General features: G+C 41.6%; 20 protein-coding genes. All 20 read left to right on the top strand.

Annotated elements, in window-relative coordinates:
- Positions 1-18: 18 nt before the first annotated feature.
- Positions 19-1,533, top strand: coding sequence for a F0F1 ATP synthase subunit alpha (atpA, locus tag KFZ56_RS17020; RefSeq protein ID WP_222643255.1), 1,515 nt, complete (start codon positions 19-21; stop codon positions 1,531-1,533).
- A gap of 112 nt (positions 1,534-1,645) precedes the next feature.
- Positions 1,646-2,506 (top strand): ATP synthase F1 subunit gamma, encoded by an 861-nt coding sequence (atpG, locus tag KFZ56_RS17015; protein WP_222643254.1) that lies wholly within the window; start codon positions 1,646-1,648, stop codon positions 2,504-2,506.
- Between the two features lie 45 nt (positions 2,507-2,551).
- Positions 2,552-3,961, top strand: coding sequence for a F0F1 ATP synthase subunit beta (atpD, locus tag KFZ56_RS17010; protein WP_222643253.1), 1,410 nt, complete (start codon positions 2,552-2,554; stop codon positions 3,959-3,961).
- A gap of 109 nt (positions 3,962-4,070) precedes the next feature.
- A complete protein-coding gene (locus tag KFZ56_RS17005) occupies positions 4,071-4,466 on the top strand; it encodes a F0F1 ATP synthase subunit epsilon (RefSeq protein WP_222643252.1) in 396 nt (131 codons plus the stop codon).
- 393 nt (positions 4,467-4,859) lie between these two features.
- Positions 4,860-5,090, top strand: coding sequence for a DUF1146 family protein (locus KFZ56_RS17000; RefSeq protein WP_222643251.1), 231 nt, complete (start codon positions 4,860-4,862; stop codon positions 5,088-5,090).
- Between the two features lie 98 nt (positions 5,091-5,188).
- On the top strand, positions 5,189-5,899 hold the full coding sequence (locus KFZ56_RS16995; protein WP_222643249.1) for a YwmB family TATA-box binding protein: 711 nt from the start codon (positions 5,189-5,191) through the stop codon (positions 5,897-5,899).
- A gap of 34 nt (positions 5,900-5,933) precedes the next feature.
- A complete protein-coding gene (gene murA, locus KFZ56_RS16990) occupies positions 5,934-7,262 on the top strand; it encodes a UDP-N-acetylglucosamine 1-carboxyvinyltransferase (RefSeq protein WP_222643247.1) in 1,329 nt (442 codons plus the stop codon).
- A gap of 611 nt (positions 7,263-7,873) precedes the next feature.
- Entirely contained in the window at positions 7,874-8,704 is an 831-nt protein-coding gene (gene dppA / locus KFZ56_RS16985) for a D-aminopeptidase DppA (protein ID WP_222643245.1), read from the top strand.
- An 88-nt stretch (positions 8,705-8,792) separates the two neighbouring features.
- A complete protein-coding gene (locus KFZ56_RS16980; protein ID WP_222644039.1) occupies positions 8,793-9,725 on the top strand; it encodes an ABC transporter permease in 933 nt (310 codons plus the stop codon).
- Between the two features lies 1 nt (position 9,726).
- Positions 9,727-10,683, top strand: a complete 957-nt coding sequence (locus tag KFZ56_RS16975; RefSeq protein WP_222643244.1) for an ABC transporter permease — start codon at positions 9,727-9,729, stop codon at positions 10,681-10,683.
- Between the two features lie 8 nt (positions 10,684-10,691).
- Positions 10,692-11,696, top strand: coding sequence for an ABC transporter ATP-binding protein (locus KFZ56_RS16970; protein WP_222643242.1), 1,005 nt, complete (start codon positions 10,692-10,694; stop codon positions 11,694-11,696).
- Between the two features lie 95 nt (positions 11,697-11,791).
- Complete coding sequence (locus tag KFZ56_RS16965; RefSeq protein ID WP_222643240.1) at positions 11,792-13,453, top strand: peptide ABC transporter substrate-binding protein; 1,662 nt, start codon at positions 11,792-11,794, stop codon at positions 13,451-13,453.
- Positions 13,454-13,558: 105 nt separating this feature from the next.
- Positions 13,559-14,482 (top strand): S66 peptidase family protein, encoded by a 924-nt coding sequence (locus KFZ56_RS16960; RefSeq protein ID WP_222643239.1) that lies wholly within the window; start codon positions 13,559-13,561, stop codon positions 14,480-14,482.
- A gap of 146 nt (positions 14,483-14,628) precedes the next feature.
- Positions 14,629-15,591, top strand: coding sequence for a C40 family peptidase (locus KFZ56_RS16955; RefSeq protein WP_255585193.1), 963 nt, complete (start codon positions 14,629-14,631; stop codon positions 15,589-15,591).
- Positions 15,584-16,549: an ABC transporter ATP-binding protein gene (locus KFZ56_RS16950; protein ID WP_222643238.1), complete on the top strand. Its 966-nt coding sequence runs from the start codon at positions 15,584-15,586 to the stop codon at positions 16,547-16,549. The genes KFZ56_RS16955 and KFZ56_RS16950 overlap by 8 nt, the downstream gene beginning before the upstream one ends.
- Before the next feature lie 188 nt (positions 16,550-16,737).
- Positions 16,738-17,940 (top strand): stage II sporulation protein D, encoded by a 1,203-nt coding sequence (gene spoIID / locus KFZ56_RS16945; protein ID WP_222643237.1) that lies wholly within the window; start codon positions 16,738-16,740, stop codon positions 17,938-17,940.
- Positions 17,941-18,234: 294 nt separating this feature from the next.
- On the top strand, positions 18,235-19,125 hold the full coding sequence (gene spoIIQ, locus KFZ56_RS16940) for a stage II sporulation protein SpoIIQ (RefSeq protein WP_222643236.1): 891 nt from the start codon (positions 18,235-18,237) through the stop codon (positions 19,123-19,125).
- A 276-nt stretch (positions 19,126-19,401) separates the two neighbouring features.
- On the top strand, positions 19,402-20,412 hold the full coding sequence (locus KFZ56_RS16935) for an AimR family lysis-lysogeny pheromone receptor (RefSeq protein WP_222643235.1): 1,011 nt from the start codon (positions 19,402-19,404) through the stop codon (positions 20,410-20,412).
- An 82-nt stretch (positions 20,413-20,494) separates the two neighbouring features.
- Positions 20,495-20,671 carry a hypothetical protein gene (locus KFZ56_RS16930; RefSeq protein ID WP_222643233.1) on the top strand — a complete coding sequence of 59 codons (177 nt, stop codon included), beginning with the start codon at positions 20,495-20,497 and terminating at the stop codon, positions 20,669-20,671.
- Positions 20,672-21,197: 526 nt separating this feature from the next.
- A complete protein-coding gene (spoIIID, locus tag KFZ56_RS16925; protein WP_222643232.1) occupies positions 21,198-21,479 on the top strand; it encodes a sporulation transcriptional regulator SpoIIID in 282 nt (93 codons plus the stop codon).
- Positions 21,480-21,555: the final 76 nt, after the last annotated feature.

Genomic DNA, 21,555 nt, shown 5'->3' with positions numbered 1-21,555 from the left:
TGATAGGGGTGAAATGGTATGAGCATTAAAGCTGAAGAAATCAGCACACTGATAAAACAGCAAATCGAAAATTATGATACAGAAATTGAAGTAACAGATGTTGGAACGGTTATTGAAGTTGGAGACGGTATCGCACGTGCGCACGGTTTGGATAATGTTATGGCTCAGGAACTGGTTGAATTTTCAAGTGGGGTCATGGGATTGGCGCAAAACTTGGAAGAGAGTAATGTTGGTATCGTTATTTTAGGTCCGTATACAGATATTAAAGAAGGCGATGAAGTTCGTCGTACTGGCCGTATCATGCAAGTACCTGTCGGAGATGATCTACTTGGACGAGTGGTTAACCCACTTGGACAGCCGATCGATGGGAGAGGCCCGGTTGAAACTACGGGTACACGCCCAATGGAAGGCGAGGCACCGGGTGTTATGGATCGTCAAGAGGTTAATGAACCGCTGCAAACTGGTATAAAAGCAATTGATGCACTTGTACCAATTGGCCGCGGGCAGCGTGAGTTAATCATCGGGGACCGTCAGACAGGAAAGACAACCTTAGCTGTGGACACTATTATCAGTCAGAAAGATGAAGATATGTTTTGTGTCTATGTAGCAATTGGTCAAAAAGAGTCGACAGTTCGAAGTACGGTGGAAACCTTCCGTCGTTACGGCGTATTAGACAAAACCATTATTGTTTCAGCAGGGGCATCAGACCCAGCACCGTTATTATATATGGCGCCGTACGCAGGCACAGCAATGGCTGAGGAGTTCATGTATAACGGCAAACATGCGGTTGTCGTATTTGATGACTTATCGAAGCAGGCAGCGGCATACCGTGAACTTTCCTTGCTACTTCGTCGTCCTCCGGGTCGTGAAGCATTTCCGGGTGATGTGTTCTATATTCACTCCCGTTTGCTGGAGCGTGCTGCCAAATTAAATGATACATTAGGTGGCGGTTCATTAACTGCACTACCATTTGTTGAGACACAAGCTGGTGATATTTCTGCTTATATCCCAACTAACGTTATCTCTATAACCGACGGACAGATCTTCCTGCAGTCAGATCTCTTCTTCTCAGGTGTTCGTCCAGCGATTAACCCAGGACTTTCCGTATCTCGTGTTGGTGGTTCCGCGCAAATTAAAGCAATGAAAAAAGTTGCCGGTACCCTAAGGCTTGACCTGGCATCTTTCCGTGAGCTTGAGGCGTTCTCACAATTCGGTTCCGATCTGGATAAATCAACACTGGCAAAACTTGGCCGCGGACAGCGTACCGTTGAAATCCTAAAACAAGGACTGCATAAACCATTAGTGGTTGAAAAACAGGTAATGATTATCTATGCATTAACCAAAGGGCATTTAGATGATATACCAGTGGAGGATATCACGCGTTTTGAATCTGAATTCCATACATGGTTGGATAGTAATAGACAAGAATTACTAGCATCCATTCGTGAAACCGGAAAATTACCAGAAGCAAGTGACATGGATGATGCAGTACAAACATTTAAAAAAACATTTTTACCAAGTAATAATGAATAACCAATGATAGAATCGTCAGCAAGGAGATAAGGGCATGTAAAGCGGAGAACTAAAAAATTTGGCCTCTGACTTCTAACCTCTTACCCTAGCTTCAGGAAGGACGGTGAAAAGCTTGGCGTCAATTAGAGATATTAAAGGTAGGATGGATTCGACAAGGAAGACAAAACAAATCACAGCAGCAATGGAAATGGTATCTGCTTCCAAAATGAGTAAAGCAGAACAAAATGCTAAAGGGTTTGTGCCATATAGTGCTAAGATCCAGGAAGTTGTTGCGAGTATTGCTGCCGGGAATTCGGATGTCAGTCATCCTATGTTGGAGCATCGTGATGTGAAAAGAACAGGGTATATTGTTATCACGTCGGATCGTGGTCTGGCAGGTGCGTATAACAGTAATGTGTTAAGACGTCTATATGAAACCATTCAACGTCGGCATCATTCTACGGATGAATATACGGTGATCGCCGTAGGTCGCACGGCTTATGAGTTTTGTCAAAAGCGGAATATACCAATAGCCCGAAGTATTCTTGGTGTTGCAGATCAACCCAATTTTGCAGATATTAAAGAACTTGCCTCGGATACGGTGCGTATGTACAGTGATGAGGAAATTGATGAATTGAATATTTTCTATAATCACTATGTAAGTGCCATTTCTCAGCAGGTCACCACAACAAAAATACTGCCAATTACTGACATACAAGCAGAAAATACAGCAAAGAGTCAGTATGAATATGAACCGGATCAGCAACAAATTCTGGAAGTTCTCTTGCCGCAATATGCTGAAAGCTTAATTTTCGGTGCATTGTTAGATGGGAAGGCGAGCGAACATGCTGCACGGAGAACAGCAATGAAAAGTGCAACAGATAATGCCAATGAACTTATCGATGACTTGGAATTATCCTATAACCGTGCTCGCCAAGGGGCTATTACACAGGAAATCACTGAAATTACTGGTGGCGTTGCTGCGCTGGAATAGCTATTCTCCAGGATTATTTTGGAAAGTTAGTTAGGAGGGAAATCATTGAGCAAAGGACATGTTACACAAGTGACGGGGCCTGTTGTTGACGTAAAATTCGATGACGGAGAGCTCCCCGAAATTAATAATGCCTTAACAATTCAGGCACAAGCAAGTGAAGGGCAAGAAGAAGTTAAACTTACACTGGAAGTAGCATTACATCTTGGTGACAATAGTGTACGTACCATTGCCATGTCTTCCACGGATGGTGTCACGCGTGGAATGGCCGTAGAAAATACAAGCAAGCCGATTTCCGTACCAGTTGGAGATGTTACGTTGGGCCGGGTTTTCAACCTGATTGGTGAAAATATCGATCTTGATGAGCCACTACCAGCTGATGTGCGCCGTGATCCAATTCACCGGGAAGCACCTAAGTTTGAGCATCTGTCAACAGAGACAGAAATTCTGGAAACAGGTATCAAAGTTGTTGATTTACTGGCACCTTACATTAAAGGTGGTAAAATTGGATTATTCGGGGGAGCAGGCGTTGGAAAAACCGTTTTAATCCAGGAACTCATCAATAATATTGCACTGGAGCATGGTGGTCTTTCCGTGTTTGCCGGTGTAGGAGAACGTACACGAGAAGGAAATGACCTTTACTATGAAATGAAGGATTCCGGTGTTATTAGTAAAACAGCCATGGTATTTGGTCAGATGAATGAACCGCCTGGTGCACGTTTCCGTGTCGCATTAACCGGGCTGACAATGGCGGAATATTTCCGTGATGAAAAAGGAGCAGATGTGCTTTTCTTTATCGATAATATTTATCGTTTCACACAGGCAGGTACTGAAGTTTCCGCCCTTCTTGGTCGTATGCCGTCAGCTGTTGGTTATCAGCCAACTCTTGCTACCGAAATGGGACAATTACAAGAACGTATTACATCAACAGATAAAGGTTCGGTTACATCGATTCAGGCTATTTATGTGCCTGCCGATGACTACACAGACCCGGCACCTGCAACAACATTCGCTCACCTTGATGCAACAACAAACTTGGATCGAAGTCTTTCAGAGGAAGGTATTTATCCTGCAGTGGATCCCCTGGCATCCACATCACGAGCATTGGATCCTGAATCTGTAGGTGACGAACATTATCAAGTAGCACAAGAAGTTCAGCAAACGTTGCAAAAATATAAGGAACTGCAGGATATTATTGCTATTTTAGGTATGGACGAGCTGGGAGACGAGGATAAACTCACGGTGTCTCGTGCACGTCGTCTGAGATTCTTCTTATCGCAAAACTTCCATGTTGCTGAACAGTTTACCGGTCAAAAAGGATCTTACGTACCCGTAAGTGAAACGATAAAAGGATTTAGAGAAATTTTGGATGGTAAACATGATGATATACCGGAAGATGCATTTCGCCTGGTAGGTCCAATTGAAGATGTAGTTGAAAAGGCAAAAGGTATGGAATAATAACGGATGGTAGAAGCGGCGTATGGATGAATAGAGTTCTATCTAAGCTCTCTGCATTTTACTATATGCATGTATCAGACAGCTTCATACCAGTCGAGGAGGGGTTACTTTGAAAACACTAACGGTGAGTGTTGTTACTCCTGATGGCCCGGTAATGGAAGAGGATTTTGAAATGGTTAGTTGTAAATCAGAAACCGGTGAGCTTGGTATTTTACCAGGGCATATCCCACTGGTTGCTCCATTATCCATTAGCGCGGTACGCTTGAAAAGTGATAACGATACGAAACTTCTGTCTGTAAACGGTGGATTCATGGAGGTAAGACCAGATAAAGTAACAATTCTTGCACAAACTGCAGAGAAACCTTCAGATATTAATGTTAGGCGTGCAGAAGAAGCGAAAGCACGTGCTGAGCGTCGTCTCCAGTCTAAACAGGATGATATCGACTTCCAACGGGCAGAATTAGCACTCAAACGAGCAATGAACCGATTAAATGTCGGCAGTTAAAGAACAAAAGCGCAAAGCGCCCGTTTAAAAACGTAGAGACTGGAGCGGCGTAACTGAGATAAAGGAACCACGGTGAGGTGACGAACCGATGATGACTTATCGTAGGTTACGACGTGAAGTCTCCTAGTTTTTGGCGCTTGGAGCTGGATGTGACTATTCCTGAATAAAAATTGGTTTTTATACTTTCTTATCTTTAAATAAAAACTCTCGTAACGTATGCTTGCGAGAGTTTTTATGCTTAAAATAGCGATAATATAATATAAATATTGTCGATATTTCCCGGGAAATGAAAGACATATCGTCGAATTTTCAGTTTATGCTCCAATTCGTTGACAAATGCATGCGAAAATGGCAAAGTACTAATAGTGATCAAAAATAGATAAGGTGGTTTCCATGTTAGATATCGGACAATCAGCTATTATAAGTATTATCTCACATATCATTTTTATTTCTATCACATGGCGATTGGTAGTAGCAATTAATTTTGATCCGCTTATCCGAAAAAGCCGTGTAACGGAGGCAAGAATTTTACTGCTTTTCATTACGATTGTCATCGGTTCTGGCGTAAGTAGATTTTTTCTTGATATCCTACAATGGTCCAGAGACCTATTATATCTCTTTTAATCTGGCAATCTAGTAAATTGTCACAATTTACCCTGTTTATTTAAGATAATCCCTGCTCATACTATAGGTAACTTTAGTAATTTGAGGGGGATTTTTTTATGAGGAAAATGCTATTTATAAGTTTATTATTTTTATGTATCACATCAGAAGTAGCAGCAAGTCATGTGCAAACCGATGAGATGACAGAATTAGCGTCCATTGTTACCACTAGTGATGGAGTCGTTGGAAACTGGGAAGTTACATTAAAAGAAAAAATGGATAAAACTGCTATTCAAGATAAGCTAAACGAATTGAAAAATAGGTATTTAGTCACTGTCCATGAGGATGAAAAAAGTATAAAATATTCTTCTGGGAGCGTTCATAAAAAGAGCGGAATTTCCGTAACCTATAATGTTATTATTCCCAAGGACGATATGCAGCATGCAGAGTTAATCGCAGTAATGAAAGGTGGCCATTGGGATGCTTTTATAAAAGAACAGTATCAATCCATACGAGATGAAATGGCAACAAAATATTTTACGAAATCTGCAGAAGTATTTGCTTGTCTGACAACAGACAATGGTGATATAATAAATGATGAAAGTTTTTTAATTGAATTAACGGACCATCTGAATCTTCAACATAGGAAGACACAAAACGACACGGTCGAAAATTCGACACATGAAGAAATTATTTATGGGTATACACCATTATGGGATCAAAAAATCACTATAGGTGATACACCTATGAACGTACAGATAGCTGTTACAGAAGGAAATGGAGAACCTACATACACAATAGGAACACCTATCCTAATAAATGAATATTAATATAGTGAAATTGTATCTGGAGGAGAATTATGATATGGAAAAAATCATCGTAAGAGGTGGGCACCAGTTGAATGGCACTGTGAAAGTGGAGGGCGCGAAGAATGCAGTGCTCCCCGTTATTGCAGCAAGTCTTATGGCAAGTAAAGGAAGAAGTGTAATTACAGATGTTCCTGTTCTGGCAGATGTATATACCATTAATGAAGTCCTGCGAAACATGAATGCAGATGTACATTTCGAAAATAATGAAGTTGTGATTGACGCGTCAAAAAAGTTAAAAACAGAAGCTCCTTTTGAATACGTTCGTAAAATGCGTGCATCCGTGTTAGTGTTAGGGCCTCTGCTTGCGCGCTATGGTCATGCGAAAGTGGCAATGCCTGGCGGTTGTGCAATTGGATCAAGACCAATTGATTTACATCTCAAAGGATTTGAAGCGATGGGCGCCCATGTCCATGTTGGGAATGGTTTTGTTGAAGCCAATGCTGATGGGCGTCTTAAGGGTGCGAAGATTTATCTGGATATGCCGAGTGTTGGCGCGACTGAAAACATTATGATGGCAGCTTCTTTAGCAGAAGGAACGACAACCATCGAAAATGTTGCAAAAGAACCTGAAATCGTTGACCTGGCAAACTTTTTGAATAAAATGGGGGCAAAAATTGTTGGTGCTGGTACGGAGACAATCCGCATTGAAGGTGTGGAAGAATTAAGCGGTACAGAGCATCCAATTATTCCTGACCGCGTGGAAGCAGGAACCTTTATGGTGGCAGCATCCATTACGGGTGGAAATGTGTTAATCAAAAATGTGGAGAGCGAACATTTACGTTCTGTTATTTCCAAGCTTGAGGAAATGGACGTGATGATCACGGAAGAAGGCGACGGGATTCGTGTTATCGGGCCGAAAGAATTGAAGGCGACTGATGTTAAAACACTACCACATCCTGGCTTTCCTACCGATATGCAATCACAAATGATGTCTTTAATGTTAAATGCGAACGGCACAAGTGTCATTACAGAAACGGTTTTTGAGAATCGCTTCATGCATGTTGAAGAATTCCGCCGTATGAATGCTAAAATGAAAATCGAAGGCCGCAGTGTTATCGTGGAAGGCCCAAGCGAATTACAAGGTGCTGAAGTAGCAGCAACGGACCTTCGAGCAGCAGCAGCCTTGATTTTAGCCGGGTTACGTGCAGAAGGGCATACACGTGTTACACAGCTAAAACATCTTGATCGCGGTTATGTTGATTTAGCAGGAAAATTAGCTTCACTTGGCGCAGACATCGAACGTGTTGATGACAATGGTGATGCTGTTAACCCATTTGTACAAGTAGAAAAAAATCCAACTGAAATTGTAGCTGATTTATCGTAATTATAATAAATAAAGATGTTGTAAAACAGGTGGCGCTCATCAATGGAGCTTCATCTGTTTTTTTGTTGCCTAGGAAATTATAAAATGATTTGCTTGGGCATAACTTATTATTGATTAATGGTTACGTCCAGCTACAAGCGCCAAAAACTAGGAGATAACACGAGAGCTCCCTACGATAAAGAAGACTTGGCGACTGACAAGCCGACAGGCGCAGGCAGAGCCATAGTCGCACTTATGCCTGTGGCGAAAGTCATCATCGGTTCGTTACCTCACCGTGATTCCTTTTCGCTTTCCAAGCATAAGATTCACGTAGACTTTCGCCATTCATTGGCGACAAGTCAAGTTCATCTAATCTCAGTTGCAACGCGGGGGTCTCTACGTTTTAACTAGGCGCTTTTCACTTTTTTTGTTTATGGAGGCTCTTCGTCTAAATGGATATGGGAAACCAAATTCTATTTCGAATGCTCGAGAATCATGCACCGCCATTACGTCATATAGACTTAATCATTTTCACTATCACTTTTATTAAAAATTGTCTTTTTATTTTAAAATTTATATGTTAGAATCAAAACAAAATTACCAATACTTATGAATCAAAGGAAGTGTACATCATGAAATTATATGTCTCTGTCGACATGGAAGGAATTACGGGATTGCCGGATCATACATATGTTACTGCTGGTAAGCATAATTATGAACGAGGACGTAAAATCATGACCGAGGAAACGAATTACGTGATTGACGCTGCATCTAAATTTGGTTGTAAATCTATTTTAATCAATGATAGCCATTCAAAAATGAATAATCTATTGATAGAAGACTTGCATCCGGAAGCGGAATTAATAACGGGAGATGTGAAAGCGCTATCAATGATGCAAGGACTTGATGAAACTTACGCAGGAGCAATGTTTGTTGGCTATCACGTGCGCGCAGGTCAGTTTGGTGTTATGTCTCATGCGATGATTCACGCGGTACGAAATTTTTATATAGATGATAAGCCGATTGGGGAAATGGCCTTTAATGCATATGTTGCAGGTTTTTTTGGTGTACCTATTCTGTTGGTTTCCGGTGATGATCAGGCAGCAAAAGAGGCAGAAGAACTCATTCCAAATGTAGTCACCGTTGCTGTAAAGGAAACCATTTCAAGGTCTGCGGTTAAAAGCTTAACACCGAAAAAGGCTGGAGCACTATTGAAGGAAAAGACGAAACAAGCATTGGAAAACCGACATCAGGTACAACCACTCACACCACCAAATTCCCCGACATTAAAGATTGAGTTCAATAATTACGGACAGGCGGAGTGGGCGCATTTAATGCCAAACACGGAAATCATTCCGGACACAACCATCGTTGCATATCAAGCGAAAGACATTCTGGAAGCATATCAAGCCATGTTGGTTATGACAGAGCTTGCCATGAATACATCGTTTTCAAGTAATTAATCAAGTAGTATGATCACTTTTTCGGAAAAAGGGCTTGAAAATGAATTATTTGCTAGAAAATAAATCGGAGCTTGGAGGGATGGGAATCATGCTTCGCTATATTTTAAAACGATTGCTGATTATGATTGTGACCTTGTGGATCATTGTCACATTAACATTCGTTCTGATGGTCACAATACCGGGTTCACCTTTTAATAGTGAAAGAGCAACGAATGAGACGGTGCAGGCTAATTTAGAGGCACATTATAATCTGGATGAGCCTTATTATGTGCAGTATTTGCTTTATATCAAGTCAATTGCCACCTTTGACTTCGGACCATCGATCAAGCAGCCGAACCAGTCGGTGAATGGTTTATTGGAACGCGGATTTCCCATTTCCTTTGAATTAGGGGTGCTAACCATTGGCGTTGCCGTTATTTCAGGGATTATTTTAGGAATCATGGCGGCACTCAGGCACAATGGGATTGTCGATTATGTAGCGATGGGTTTTGCCGTGTTAGGGATATCTATTCCAAATTTTGTATTAGCAACACTATTGATTCAACAATTGGCTGTTAATTTGGAAATTCTCCCACCTGCAACATGGTCAAGTCCTGCACATATGATTCTACCGATTATCGCGCTGGCTACAAGTCCAATGGCGATCGTCGCAAGACTTACAAGATCAACGATGCTGGAGGTTTTAACACAGGATTACATAAAAATGGCGCGTGCAAAAGGACTGTCTCCATGGAAAATTATCATCAAGCATGCACTTAGAAATGCCTTGATGCCTGTCGTTACTATGTTAGGGACATTGCTTGCAGGTATTTTAACAGGGACGTTTGTTATTGAGGAAATTTTTGCTATTCCGGGAATGGGGAAATATTTTGTAGAAAGCATTAACCAACGAGACTTTCCGGTCATTATGGGGACGACTGTATTTTATAGTGCATTCCTGATTATTACATTATTTCTAGTAGATTTGGCATATGGGATTCTCGATCCTCGTATAAAAATGAATAAAAAGGGAGGAGAATAGCATGAAATCAACACATAATCATGACGTGACCCATTCTCCGACCGACGTGCCAGATGATTGGTTCACATGGCGGAAAATAGACAAGCAAGCTTCGGAGTCGGTTTCTAGACCTTCCTTATCCTATTGGGAGGATGCCTGGAAACGACTGGTGAAAAATAAATTGGCAATGGCTGGCTTCGTATTTTTGATTTTGCTCGTATTTATGGCTATTTTTGGACCAATGATGTCTCCACATCAGGTTAACGAGCAAGATTTGTCCAATCAATACCAGCCTCCGAGTCTAGAGCATTGGTTCGGTACAGATAATGGCGGGCGTGATGTGTTTACAAGGACGTGGTTCGGTGCTCGAATATCCTTATTCGTAGGTTTCATGGCTGCCTTGATTGATGTCACCATTGGGATTATCTATGGTGGAATTGCTGGTTATAAAGGTGGTCGTACAGATGGGATGATGATGCGTATTATTGAAATTTTATATGGGTTACCTTATTTATTGGTCGTTATATTATTATTGGTCGTTCTGGGCCCAAGTTTATCCACTATCATTATTGCGCTAAGTGTAACAGGCTGGGTAGGTATGGCGCGAATTGTGCGAGGGCAAGTACTTCAGATTAAGAACTATGAATTTGTCCTCGCTTCTAAATCATTTGGCACGAAGACAGCGCGGATTATTCGGAAAAATTTACTACCCAATACAATGGGACCCATTATTGTTCAAATGACATTAACGGTTCCAACTGCTATTTTTGCGGAAGCATTTTTAAGTTTTCTCGGGCTCGGTGTACAATCGCCGTATGCCAGTTGGGGTGTGATGGCAAACGATTCACTGGGTGCGATCCTGTCCGGAAATTGGTGGACATTGTTTTTCCCGGCATTTTTCATATCATTTACGATGTTTGCATTTAATGTACTGGGTGATGGCCTTCAAGACGCACTTGATCCGAAATTAAGGAAGTAGGTGACACCATGGAAAAAATTCTCGAAGTAAACGATCTTCATGTCACTTTTACAACATATGGAGGGACGGTGAAAGCAGTACGTGGCGTTGATCTTCATTTAAATAAAGGGGAAACACTCGCTATCGTCGGGGAGTCGGGTTGTGGGAAAAGTGTTATAGCTAATGCGATTATGGGGCTGATTCCTGATCCGCCGGGCAAAATTTCAGGTGGGTCCATTCTGTTTCATGGTAACGATTTAACAACAAATACGGAAAAGCAAATGCGTTCCATTCGTGGTGTGGACATATCGATGATTTTTCAAGATCCGATGACTGCATTAAACCCGACATTAACGATTGGCACCCAGCTCATGGAAGGGTTGAAGCAACATCAAGCTATTTCCCCACATGAAGCGAAGCAACGGGCAATTGAGATGTTGGAACTTGTTGGTATACCGAATCCACACGAACGCCTGAAGCACTATCCCCATCAATTCAGTGGAGGGATGCGTCAACGTGTGGTCATTGCCATAGCCTTAATTGGTGAACCAGAACTGTTGATTGCAGATGAACCAACGACAGCCCTTGATGTAACGATTCAAGCACAGATACTGGAGCTTTTTGAAAAGATTCAAGCGGTTACAGGCGTATCTATTATTCTCATTACACATGATTTAGGTGTTGTAGCTAAAATTGCTGATCGAATTGTCGTTATGTATGCAGGAAAAATCATCGAAGAAGGCACGAAACGGGAAATATTTTATAAGCATGAGCATCCTTATACACAAGGATTATTGAATTCAGTGCCACGGCTAGATGTAAAAGGGGAAGCATTAACGCCAATTGACGGGACACCACCGGATTTGTTTGCCCCTCCGAAAGGATGCCCATTTACTGCCAGATGCCCATTTGCCATGGAGGTGTGCGCACATGTTTATCCTGTAAATACAAACTTGAGTGATACCCATAGGGTGGATTGCTGGCTGCAGGATGAGCGAGCGAAACAACTTTTAGCAGCTACCACGGTTAGATAATCCATGCATTTTGCAAGTGTTTTATGGCATGCTTTGATTTCTATGATACGTTCAAGTAGAAAATAAAAGCTAATCAATCAAAAGGGGGAAAAAGGATGAAGAAGTTTCTCGTATTCTTGTTGGCTTTGTTGACGGTGATTGTTCTAGCAGCGTGTACCGCCAATGAAAGTGCAGGGGAAGAGCCGGAAGAGGAAAATGATACAGAGGAAACAGGGGATGGTGGCTCAAATGCAGGGGAAGAGGCAGGAGGTGAAAATGTGCTTCGCATCAACAACTGGGAGGAGCCGACATCGTTTAATCCATCTATTGGATTTGATGAAAATTCCTGGGATCCGTTAAATAATTTGATGGAAGGGCTGACCCGCTTAGGCGATGACGGCACGCCTGAACCTGCAATGGCTAGTGACTGGGATATCTCTGATGATGGAACTATGTATACTTTTTATCTGCGGGAAGATGCAAATTGGTCCAATGGAGATCCCGTTACGGCAGAGGACTTCGTTTATGCTTGGCAGCAATTACTTGACCCAGAAACTGGTTCCCCGGCTGCATTTCTGGCTTATTTCGTAAAAGGGGGCGAAGCATTTAATAGTGGGGAAGGTTCAGCAGAAGATGTAGGGGTAACAGCAGTTGACGAGAAAACATTTGAAGTGGAATTAGAAGATCCAACCGGTTTTTTCTTGCATGTTGTAACAAATCCAGCGTTTTTTCCTATCAATGAAGAGGTAGCAGCAGAAAATCCGGATTGGCATGCGGAAGCAGATACCTTTGTGTCCAATGGACCTTTTATGCTTGAGTCCTGGGAGCATGATAGTGAAATGATTTTTGCGAAAAATGACCAGTATTGGGATGCGGATACCGTAAGTCTAGATGGCGTTCATTGGGCTATGGTTAATGATCGGAATACCCAATATCAAATGTTTGATACCGGCGATCTTGATGTTGCAGAAATTCCTGAGGAATTGTCCGATGAATTAATTGAAGGTGATAATGTCGCGATAGATGAAAGAGGAGGATTGGAATTTTTTCGTTTTAATGTAGAAGAAGAACCTTTTCAAAATAAGAAAATACGACAAGCATTTGCATTAGCGATGAATCGCCAGGAGGTCACAGATTTTGTTGTGAAAAATAAAGTAGAACCGGCCCATGGCTTTGTTTCTCCAGGCTTTACAAACCCATCAGGAGAAGACTTCCGTGATGCAAACGGGGATCTTGTAAACGATGATCCGGAAGAAGCAGTGCGTTTGCTTGAAGAGGGTATGGAAGAGGAAGGCTACGAGGAGCTGCCGGAAGTGACGTTGTCCTATAATACAGATGATCTTAATAAGGCCATTGCGGAAACAATGCAAGGTATGCTTAGTGAAACCCTAGGTGTTGATGTCACGTTGGAAAATACAGAATGGAATGTTTTCCTGGAGGATCAGAAAAATTTAGAACATCAACTCTCACGTAGTTCATTCCTGTTTGACTATGGTGATCCGGTTAATTTTCTGGAAAGCTTTGTTACCGATTCATCGATGAATCGTACCGGCTGGTCCAATGAAGAATATGACCAACTAATCGCCGATGCGAAATCCGAAACAGACGAAGAACGTCGCTGGGAGCATATGTACCAAGCAGAACAACTGTTAGCCGAAGAAATGCCCATTCTTCCACTGCGGTACTACAACCAAGTATTTGTAGAAGCAGACAGTGTATCAGGTATCTTGCGCCATCCTGTAGGCTATGTTGATCTAAAATATGTGGAGAAAGAATAATAGGGACAGGGGGACAGGGACATTGTCCCAGCCGTCCCCCTTTTGGTGGCGTATGCTGGGACAAGGAACCTGTCCCCCTGTCCCGATTCATAAGGAGGGTTGTAAATGAGGCGTCCTGTTCGATTGCAACGGGGGGATACGATTGGTGTTGTAGCACCTGCCGGTCCGCCCAACCTGGAAAAATTAAAACGGGCCACCCCCTTTTTTGAAAATATGGGACTTCATGTGGAATGGGGCAGGCATATAGATAATGTCCATGGCTACTTAGCCGGTACAGATGCGCAGCGGGTTCAAGATATGCATGAGATGATAGCCGACACACGCATCAAAGCGATTATTTTTGCCCGCGGTGGCTATGGTACAGCCCGAATCGCGGCTGATCTTGATTATGCGTTGATCAAAAGGCATCCGAAAATCATATGGGGGTATAGTGATATTACGTATTTACATACAGCTATTCGGCAAATATGCGGACTGATCACTTTCCACGGACCGATGCTTGCTTCTGATATTGCTGAGGAAGATTTTGACACACTTTCTGCATTAATGTTTAAACAGCTTTTTGAACCGATGAAACTGATGTACTCGGAAAAAATCTCTCCATTACAAGTGCTCACTTCCGGCAGGGCTGAGGGAGAACTAGTCGGTGGGAATCTATCCTTACTCGTTAGCTCCATTGGAACACCTTATGAGATTCATACGAAGGGAAAAATTCTTTTGCTGGAGGACATCGGGGAGGAGCCGTATCGTGTGGACGGGATGCTGAATCAATTGAAGCTTGCAGGGAAATTGGAAGACGTTGCTGGTATTGTCATCGGTGATTTTGCCGAAGCAGAACCGGAATCAGAGGAATCACTTACACTTGAACAAGTGTTCAGGGATTATTTTTGCCCATTGGAAATCCCGGTTATGAGTGGATTTAAAATCGGTCATTGTCTTCCACACTTCGCCGTTCCGCTCGGCGCTCCAGCAATATTAACAACTGCTGATAAAACATTATGTATCGAATCAGGTGTTGATGAACAATGAGATGGAGAAAGCACGTGAAATATTGCTTAGGATGGTAGAGAAAGGCTATTTTGATTGCTTATTAAATTTGATACAGAAAAATAGAAACGTCGAAGGTTGAAATCAACCGTGCATACGAAAGAGGTCTTAAGAAAGGAGCTTCCATATTGACTAATCAAACATTTGATCAATTTCCGGAAAACATGTGGGTGACTGCTGTTCCGGTAGCAACCGTATGGACATCTCCGCAGTCACCGAGGGACGTTGATGAACCTGGAGTTCGTCCTCATGCGGATATCGACCAATGGATTCGGGATTTAAGCCATGAAGAAAGCCTTGCCCTTTGTGAAGAGAATCGTATCCAATCTCAAGTATTGTACGGAGAACCAGTAATAATGATAGATAAGAAAGAAACGTTTGCGAAAGTTATCATACCCTCTCAACCCTCCAAAAAAGATGAACGTGGCTATCCCGGCTGGATTCCATGTGCACAACTAATGCAAGTAAACAAAACAAATTGGATGAGCAACCAATTTGCAGTTGTCACACAGAAAAAAGCATTTTTGGAAGATAAGCAAGGTGAAAATGTCATGAAACTCAGCTATATGACGATGCTCCCAATTGCAAGTAGCAGGCAAACGCGCATAGAGGTAAAGACGCCACATGGTAAAGGGTATTTGTCAAAAGAAGCGGTGCATATGTTTCCCTCCGAAAAAGGCATAGAACAGGGGAGTGGGCAAGACATCGTTCGAGCTGGTGAACCGTTTGTACAACTTGCTTATTTCTGGGGAGGCATGAGTTCGTTTGGTTATGATTGTTCAGGTTTAGCATACGCCACGCATAAGGCAAATGGCTACCGGATTGCACGTGATGCCAGTGATCAGGCATCTTCCGGAGAAAAAGTAGATTTAGAGGAGCTTTTGCCAGGAGATTTAGTCTTTTTCGCTTACGAGGAAGGAAAGGGGAAGCTTCATCATGTGGGAATTTATTATGGTAATGGAAAAATGCTTCACGCACCGCAGACGGGAAAGGGCGTGGAAATTGTGGCGCTGAAAGGAACGATATACGAGCGTGAGCTTTGTGCTGCTAGACGATACTGGCGCAGACGGGAGGGAAGTAATGATGAATGAGAAAATTTTGCAGGTGAGCAATCTGAAAAAATACTTCCATATGGGACGAGGGAAAGAACTACAAGCTGTAAATAATGTCACGTTTCATGTGAATCGGGGCGAAACATTCGGACTCGTTGGCGAATCCGGCTGCGGAAAATCAACAATTGGAAGGACAATCATGGGGCTTTATGAAAAAACAGATGGGGATGTTTTCTATGATGGAGGGAATGTCCATGAATTCGACGACAAGGAAAAGTTTACATTTCATCGAAACATGCAAATGATTTTTCAGGATCCATATGCTTCGCTTAATCCGCGATCGACAGTAAAGGAAGTTATCGCAGAACCAATGGAAGTGCATAACATTTATCAAACAAAGGAAGAACTGCATAACCGTATTTTTAAGCTATTGGAGGAGGTTGGTCTAAATCGTGATCATGCCAATCGTTATCCTCATGAGTTCAGTGGTGGCCAGCGCCAGCGAATCGGAATTGCCAGAGCATTAGCCTTAAATCCTGATTTTATCATTGCCGATGAACCAATATCAGCATTGGATGTATCGGTTCAAGCCCAAGTTGTAAATCTACTAAAAGCGTTGCAAATGGAAAAAGAATTGACCTTTTTATTTATTGCCCATGACCTATCTATGGTGCGACAAATTTCTGATCGCATCGGGGTTATGTATTTAGGTAATATGGTTGAGCTTGCCAGTAGCGATCGCCTCTATGAAAACCCGCTGCATCCCTATACAAAAGCATTACTATCTGCTATCCCCATTCCTGATCCTGATATTGAAGATGAGCGGGAACGAATCATACTGGAGGGAGAACTCCCAAGCCCGGTTGATCCGCCAAGTGGCTGTGTATTTCGGACACGTTGCCCGGTGGCCATGGAGGTCTGTTCCCAGATAACTCCTGTTTGGCAGGAAGTGGAGCGAGACCACTACGTAGCTTGTCATTTGTATGATGATAAGTGAAAAATAACAAACGCTATAAGAAAAAATGAAATGCCGATGCATTGCGAACCATTAGCAATGCATCGTTTTTTTCTTAAATTAGTTGTTCTATTGTTTTCAGGTTTTGTATACGTTTAATAGTAGGGAAGCTAGATACACCTGTTAGCAAATGCTTTGATTTTTATCACAACATTGTAAAGGGGGAGGCCATGCACAATCGTAAATACACAACAAAACCAGTTCCGAAAGCATGGAAAAAGAAAAAATCATCACTTTCGAAACGAATGAAATTGAAGCAGCAATCCATACATTCAGGGCTACAGAAAAGGGAGATGAAAAATCCGACACCCTTCCTATCGAAGAAACCGAAGTACTTGAATAAGCCTTCTGCTTCGTGGAAGCTTCCTACTTTTGTTGCATTATCATGTTTGATCACACTTATATTAGTCATCCCGACAATGATCGTCATTCCATTTGGGAGCAACAATGAAGCCGCTGAGGAGCCGAATGTCGAAGAAGAAGCCCCAGAACAGACATCGGAACAGGAAGCGGAAATAGCTGACTCCCCATTTTCAGTGGAAGTAATGCGTGATACATCGGACACAATTGAAGATGTACCACTGGAAGAATACGTAAAACGGGTAGTAGCTTCCGAGATGCCTGCGGAGTTTGAAGTAGAAGCATTAAAAGCACAGGCGCTGGCAGCCAGAACCTATATTGTGAACCACCTGCTTTTTCAAGATGAAGATGAAAATTTCGATGTAACAGATACAACTGCACATCAGGTTTATAAAAGTGAACATGAACTGCGAAGTGTTTTAGGCAAAGACTTTGATTGGAAAATGGATAAGGTAGAAGAGGCAGTGGCTGGAACACAGGGTGAAATTCTAACCTATGAGGATGCGCCTATCACACCGTCCTATTTTTCTACAAGTAATGGGTACACCGAAAACTCGGAGGATTACTGGGGCGATGAGCTTCCTTATCTGCGCAGTGTTGAAAGTCCATGGGATGAAGATTCCCCGAAATATTTGCATCAGGAAGTTTTTACGATGAGTGAGGTGGAAGATACACTGGGTATTGATCTAACGCCGGACGATGATGTTCCTATGGATGTTACACGAACTGAAAGCCAGCGGGTTGATGAGCTAGAAATTGCTGGGAGCACGTTTTCCGGTAAGGAAGTCCGGGAACAACTTGAATTACAGTCAAGTGATTTTACTATTGAGCAAAAAAATGACCATTTTATTTTCACGACCAAAGGTTTCGGCCATGGCATCGGAATGAGCCAATATGGTGCAAACGGGATGGCTGAAGAAGGAGAAACCTACCAGGACATTGTTAAGCATTATTACCAGGATGTGGAAATTAGCACCGTCAATGATACAGCACCAACCCTCGTAGCAAGATAGCGGGGGTTTTTAATGTGGAAAATGATTGTGGGTCATGGGTAAGTATCTGGAAACCAGAAAAGCGTGGTAACGTAACGAAGTTCTATGTGCCTGTAAAATACATTCAGCGGGGTAACGCAGCGTTCGCCTTACCAACGCAGCTGAAGTAAAGCAGTTATATCGCTTCTCTACACAGGCTTAACTGCTTACTATCCCCCACTTTTTTAAAAAAATCCACAAAATCGGCAAGTTTTTTTCACCTCATGTATATATTTTCTTTTTTCTGATCAGAATGGTTGGTGAGGTGATGTTCTTATGAAAGAAGAAAACAACGGTGCTTCAAAAAATAAATGGAGCCGTATTTTCCGGAAGAAATGGTTTTTTCCAGCACTTTATTTAACTGTTGCTGCCCTCCTTTTATCGGTTGTGGTGTGGTATCAAAATGTGGACAACCAAGTTCCGGATGTTGCAGATGAGCAGGAACAAGAAAGTGATGAGTATATCCCATCTTCCAATGATGAGGATGCCGAGCCAGTTTTGGATCAGCAAGAGGTTATTCAAATGCCGGTAGTGGATCAAGATCAAGCAGAAATCGTAACTAAATTCTATGATTACAACGCAGAACAAGAGGATCAGGAAGATAGCCTGGTTTTTTATAACAACCGCTATTACCAAAGTACTGGTATTGATATTGCATCCGCTACAGATGAGACGTTCGATGTTGTCGCATCCTTAACAGGAACAGTTACAGAAGTAAAAGAAGATCCTTTGCTGGGAAATGTCGTTGTGATGACACATGATAATGACGTGACAACTTATTATGCAAGTCTGGATGAAGTGAATGTATCAGCTGATACCGATGTGGAACAAGGGGAATCAGTAGGTACAGCAGGGAAAAACATTTTTGGCAAAGATAACGGAATGCACGTCCATTTTGAACTAAGAAAAGATGGTAATGAAGTCAATCCGGAATCCTTTTTCAATCAATCTGTTGCTAGTTTAGATAGTGTTACAGATGAAGAGTCCGAAGCAAGCGAGGATGCTGTAGAAGACGAGCAATCCGATAGCGCGGAGGAAGAAACGGATGCACCGGAAGAAGATAATCGTGAAGAAGAATCAGATGCACCAGATGAAGACGCTGGCGCAGAAGATGATGCGTTGGAAGATGATACAACCGATTCAGACAACGCTTCAGAGAATGAATAAAAAAAAAATACCCCCAGCAATAGAAGCTGGGGGTATTTTTTTGGTAGTTAAGCAATCCGGAACATGGTTAACACCTATTGTGCGTTTTATATTCGCCATATGATTTTTTGAATATTAGAATATATAGTCATATACGAAATTTGTCGAACGATCGGTTCTTTATGACCGTGAAAAATATGTTAGAATAAGAGTAATTGTTGAAATATGATGAAAACCTCAGAAAATAACCGTGAAGTCGACATAACAGCTTTGTTAAAAGGAGGTCTCACCACATATATGTTCAATCCTTCTGTCATCACATTTGAACATGAACCATCGATGAAAGAGGTTATGGAATCATTTTTGCGCGAATATGATACAAAATCAGCATTGGAATTAACACGGAAATATATTATACACACGCCTTTAGACGATGTTCGAAAAAAAGGGATGGAATTTTTGTATGTGAATGGGTTCTATGAGGACCTGGAGCTTTTAATTCAAAAAAATTGGAAGTCCGAAAATAAGTCCAATCGAGAGTGGGCGAGCGTTTATCAATTAACGATTGATCGAAAGCTCTCCCGGTACCGACCAAGCGAAATAGTCGAAAAAGCAGAAAACATGAAAACGGACGATCCTGAGCTAAAATGTTTGCTTGAATTTGTTAAAGTTACAGCATACTACAGCATGAATAAATATAATAAGATAGGAAATTTCCTTGAAAACTATCAGTACTTATTTCAAAAAGTGAAAGATCGGATGATGGTGTCTTTTTTTACCATTCGACTTCATCACCTTTTTTTGACCTATTATCTACTTCGAAATGAACTAATTATGGCAAGAAAGTATGCCTATCGTATTCTAAATCAAACATCGAATGACCTGACGAAAATAGATGTACATATCAAATTAGGATTATCCTACACGTTTGATACCTATTTTCAAGGGATGCATCACTTGAAGCAAGCTCTAAAGTTAGCGAAAAGGCATAATTTAACAAATCAAATTCATGTCATCGAACATCAGAACATTCCTTTTTTAGCTGCCCATTTTAATCAAGTTGATAATATCAAAACAGATGATAAGAGTGAACAGGCACACATTGAAATAGCGAAAGGAAATTACACCAAAGCGATCACGATTCTGAACGAATTGCCAATGGACAGTGCATTTAAACTTTATTATATGGGCAGAGCGAAGCAGGACAAACGGATGTTACTCCAGTCCTATAATTACTTTATTGAAAAAAGAAGCGATTACTTTTTCTGTCGATTGCCACTTAGAGTATTAACGCAAATGAAGATGTGAGACATGCATCTTGTTTGTTAAAAAAGGTACCTCGGTTCAACTTTTTCGCAGTATATAAAAAATTAAGAATGGAGGAATTAGAATGAAAAAATATAAAGTGACTCTTTTTGTAGCAATTGCAGCTATCTTTATTACGGTGAGTCCGGCATTGGGGGAACAGTTTTTGACTAGTGATCCGAACCTGGGAGACATTGATGCCAGTGACCCAAATCTGGGGGATATTGATGCCAGTGATCCAAATTTAGGAGATATTGATTAACGTATAGTGTAAGTTAGTTGTTTCGATTTCGAATCATGCTTTAACATTGGAAAAGTTGAACCTTTTTTTAAATATAATTTTTTCCATGGAACGGGGGTAATAATCCTCGTTCCATTGTTTTTTACAGGTATATTCAAAAATACTTCCTGTCCACCATTTTTAAAGCGTGAATTTTAATCATAAACCTCCCAGGTGATTAATAAAATATTACAAACCAAGCAATCAGAAATGTCTGAGGTGAGAGCTTGTGTGGCTTTTTAAAATATATGCCAAATGACCCCCTCAACAGAAACGTTTACATATAAATTACAGAACTTTTCGTTAACGATGGGACACAGGTAGAGAAAAATAGTGGGCATGTTCAAATCATTTAGAGTTCATTTGAACAGCCCCTGATGACCTATTTAAAAAACATATCCGACATCATTGCGCAGTAAAACCACTACAGGAAAAATCGGCCACAACAAAATTAACACCTTGTCTCAAACCACACCTCGGAAATATTCAACTTAGGGAGGCGAATGGTGTGCATGATTACATCAAAGAAAGAACTATCAGGATAGGAAAATACGTCGTTGAAGAGCGAAAAACCGTCCGAATGATAGCGAAGGAATTTGGTGTTTCCAAGAGCACAGTCCACAAAGATTTGACAGAACGCTTACCAGAAATAAATCCTGAATTGGCAAATCAGGTAAAAAGAATTCTTGAACATCATAAATCAATCCGCCATCTCCGTGGAGGAGAAGCAACAAGAAAGAAATACAGCTTACACCCAAAAAGTGAGGAGCAAGCAAAACCAGTGGGGTGAAATTTTAACGGTGTTACACGCAGAATAGGTAAGCGACCTACTCTATATAAGGGGGGTGATATCTGGGAGATCTTTT

Origin of the sequence: Virgibacillus sp. NKC19-3, assembly GCF_019837165.1 — a bacterium.
GTDB lineage: Bacteria > Bacillota > Bacilli > Bacillales > Amphibacillaceae > Virgibacillus_L > Virgibacillus_L saliphilus.
The sequence above is the reverse complement of the archived record's forward strand: the minus strand, read 5'-3'. Positions and strand labels throughout refer to the sequence as shown.

Excerpts from the sequence above, each read along its gene's own strand:
- atpA (WP_222643255.1), top strand. The coding sequence starts at position 19 with ATGAGCATTAAAGCTGAAGAAATCAGCACACTGATAAAACAGCAAATC.
- KFZ56_RS17000 (WP_222643251.1), top strand. The coding sequence starts at position 4,860 with ATGTTAGATATCGGACAATCAGCTATTATAAGTATTATCTCACATATC.
- KFZ56_RS16995 (WP_222643249.1), top strand. The coding sequence starts at position 5,189 with ATGAGGAAAATGCTATTTATAAGTTTATTATTTTTATGTATCACATCA.
- murA (WP_222643247.1), top strand. The coding sequence starts at position 5,934 with ATGGAAAAAATCATCGTAAGAGGTGGGCACCAGTTGAATGGCACTGTG.
- dppA (WP_222643245.1), top strand. The coding sequence starts at position 7,874 with ATGAAATTATATGTCTCTGTCGACATGGAAGGAATTACGGGATTGCCG.
- KFZ56_RS16980 (WP_222644039.1), top strand. The coding sequence starts at position 8,793 with ATGCTTCGCTATATTTTAAAACGATTGCTGATTATGATTGTGACCTTG.
- KFZ56_RS16975 (WP_222643244.1), top strand. The coding sequence starts at position 9,727 with ATGAAATCAACACATAATCATGACGTGACCCATTCTCCGACCGACGTG.
- KFZ56_RS16970 (WP_222643242.1), top strand. The coding sequence starts at position 10,692 with ATGGAAAAAATTCTCGAAGTAAACGATCTTCATGTCACTTTTACAACA.
- KFZ56_RS16965 (WP_222643240.1), top strand. The coding sequence starts at position 11,792 with ATGAAGAAGTTTCTCGTATTCTTGTTGGCTTTGTTGACGGTGATTGTT.
- KFZ56_RS16960 (WP_222643239.1), top strand. The coding sequence starts at position 13,559 with ATGAGGCGTCCTGTTCGATTGCAACGGGGGGATACGATTGGTGTTGTA.
- KFZ56_RS16950 (WP_222643238.1), top strand. The coding sequence starts at position 15,584 with ATGAATGAGAAAATTTTGCAGGTGAGCAATCTGAAAAAATACTTCCAT.
- spoIID (WP_222643237.1), top strand. The coding sequence starts at position 16,738 with ATGCACAATCGTAAATACACAACAAAACCAGTTCCGAAAGCATGGAAA.
- spoIIQ (WP_222643236.1), top strand. The coding sequence starts at position 18,235 with ATGAAAGAAGAAAACAACGGTGCTTCAAAAAATAAATGGAGCCGTATT.
- KFZ56_RS16935 (WP_222643235.1), top strand. The coding sequence starts at position 19,402 with ATGTTCAATCCTTCTGTCATCACATTTGAACATGAACCATCGATGAAA.
- KFZ56_RS16930 (WP_222643233.1), top strand. The coding sequence starts at position 20,495 with ATGAAAAAATATAAAGTGACTCTTTTTGTAGCAATTGCAGCTATCTTT.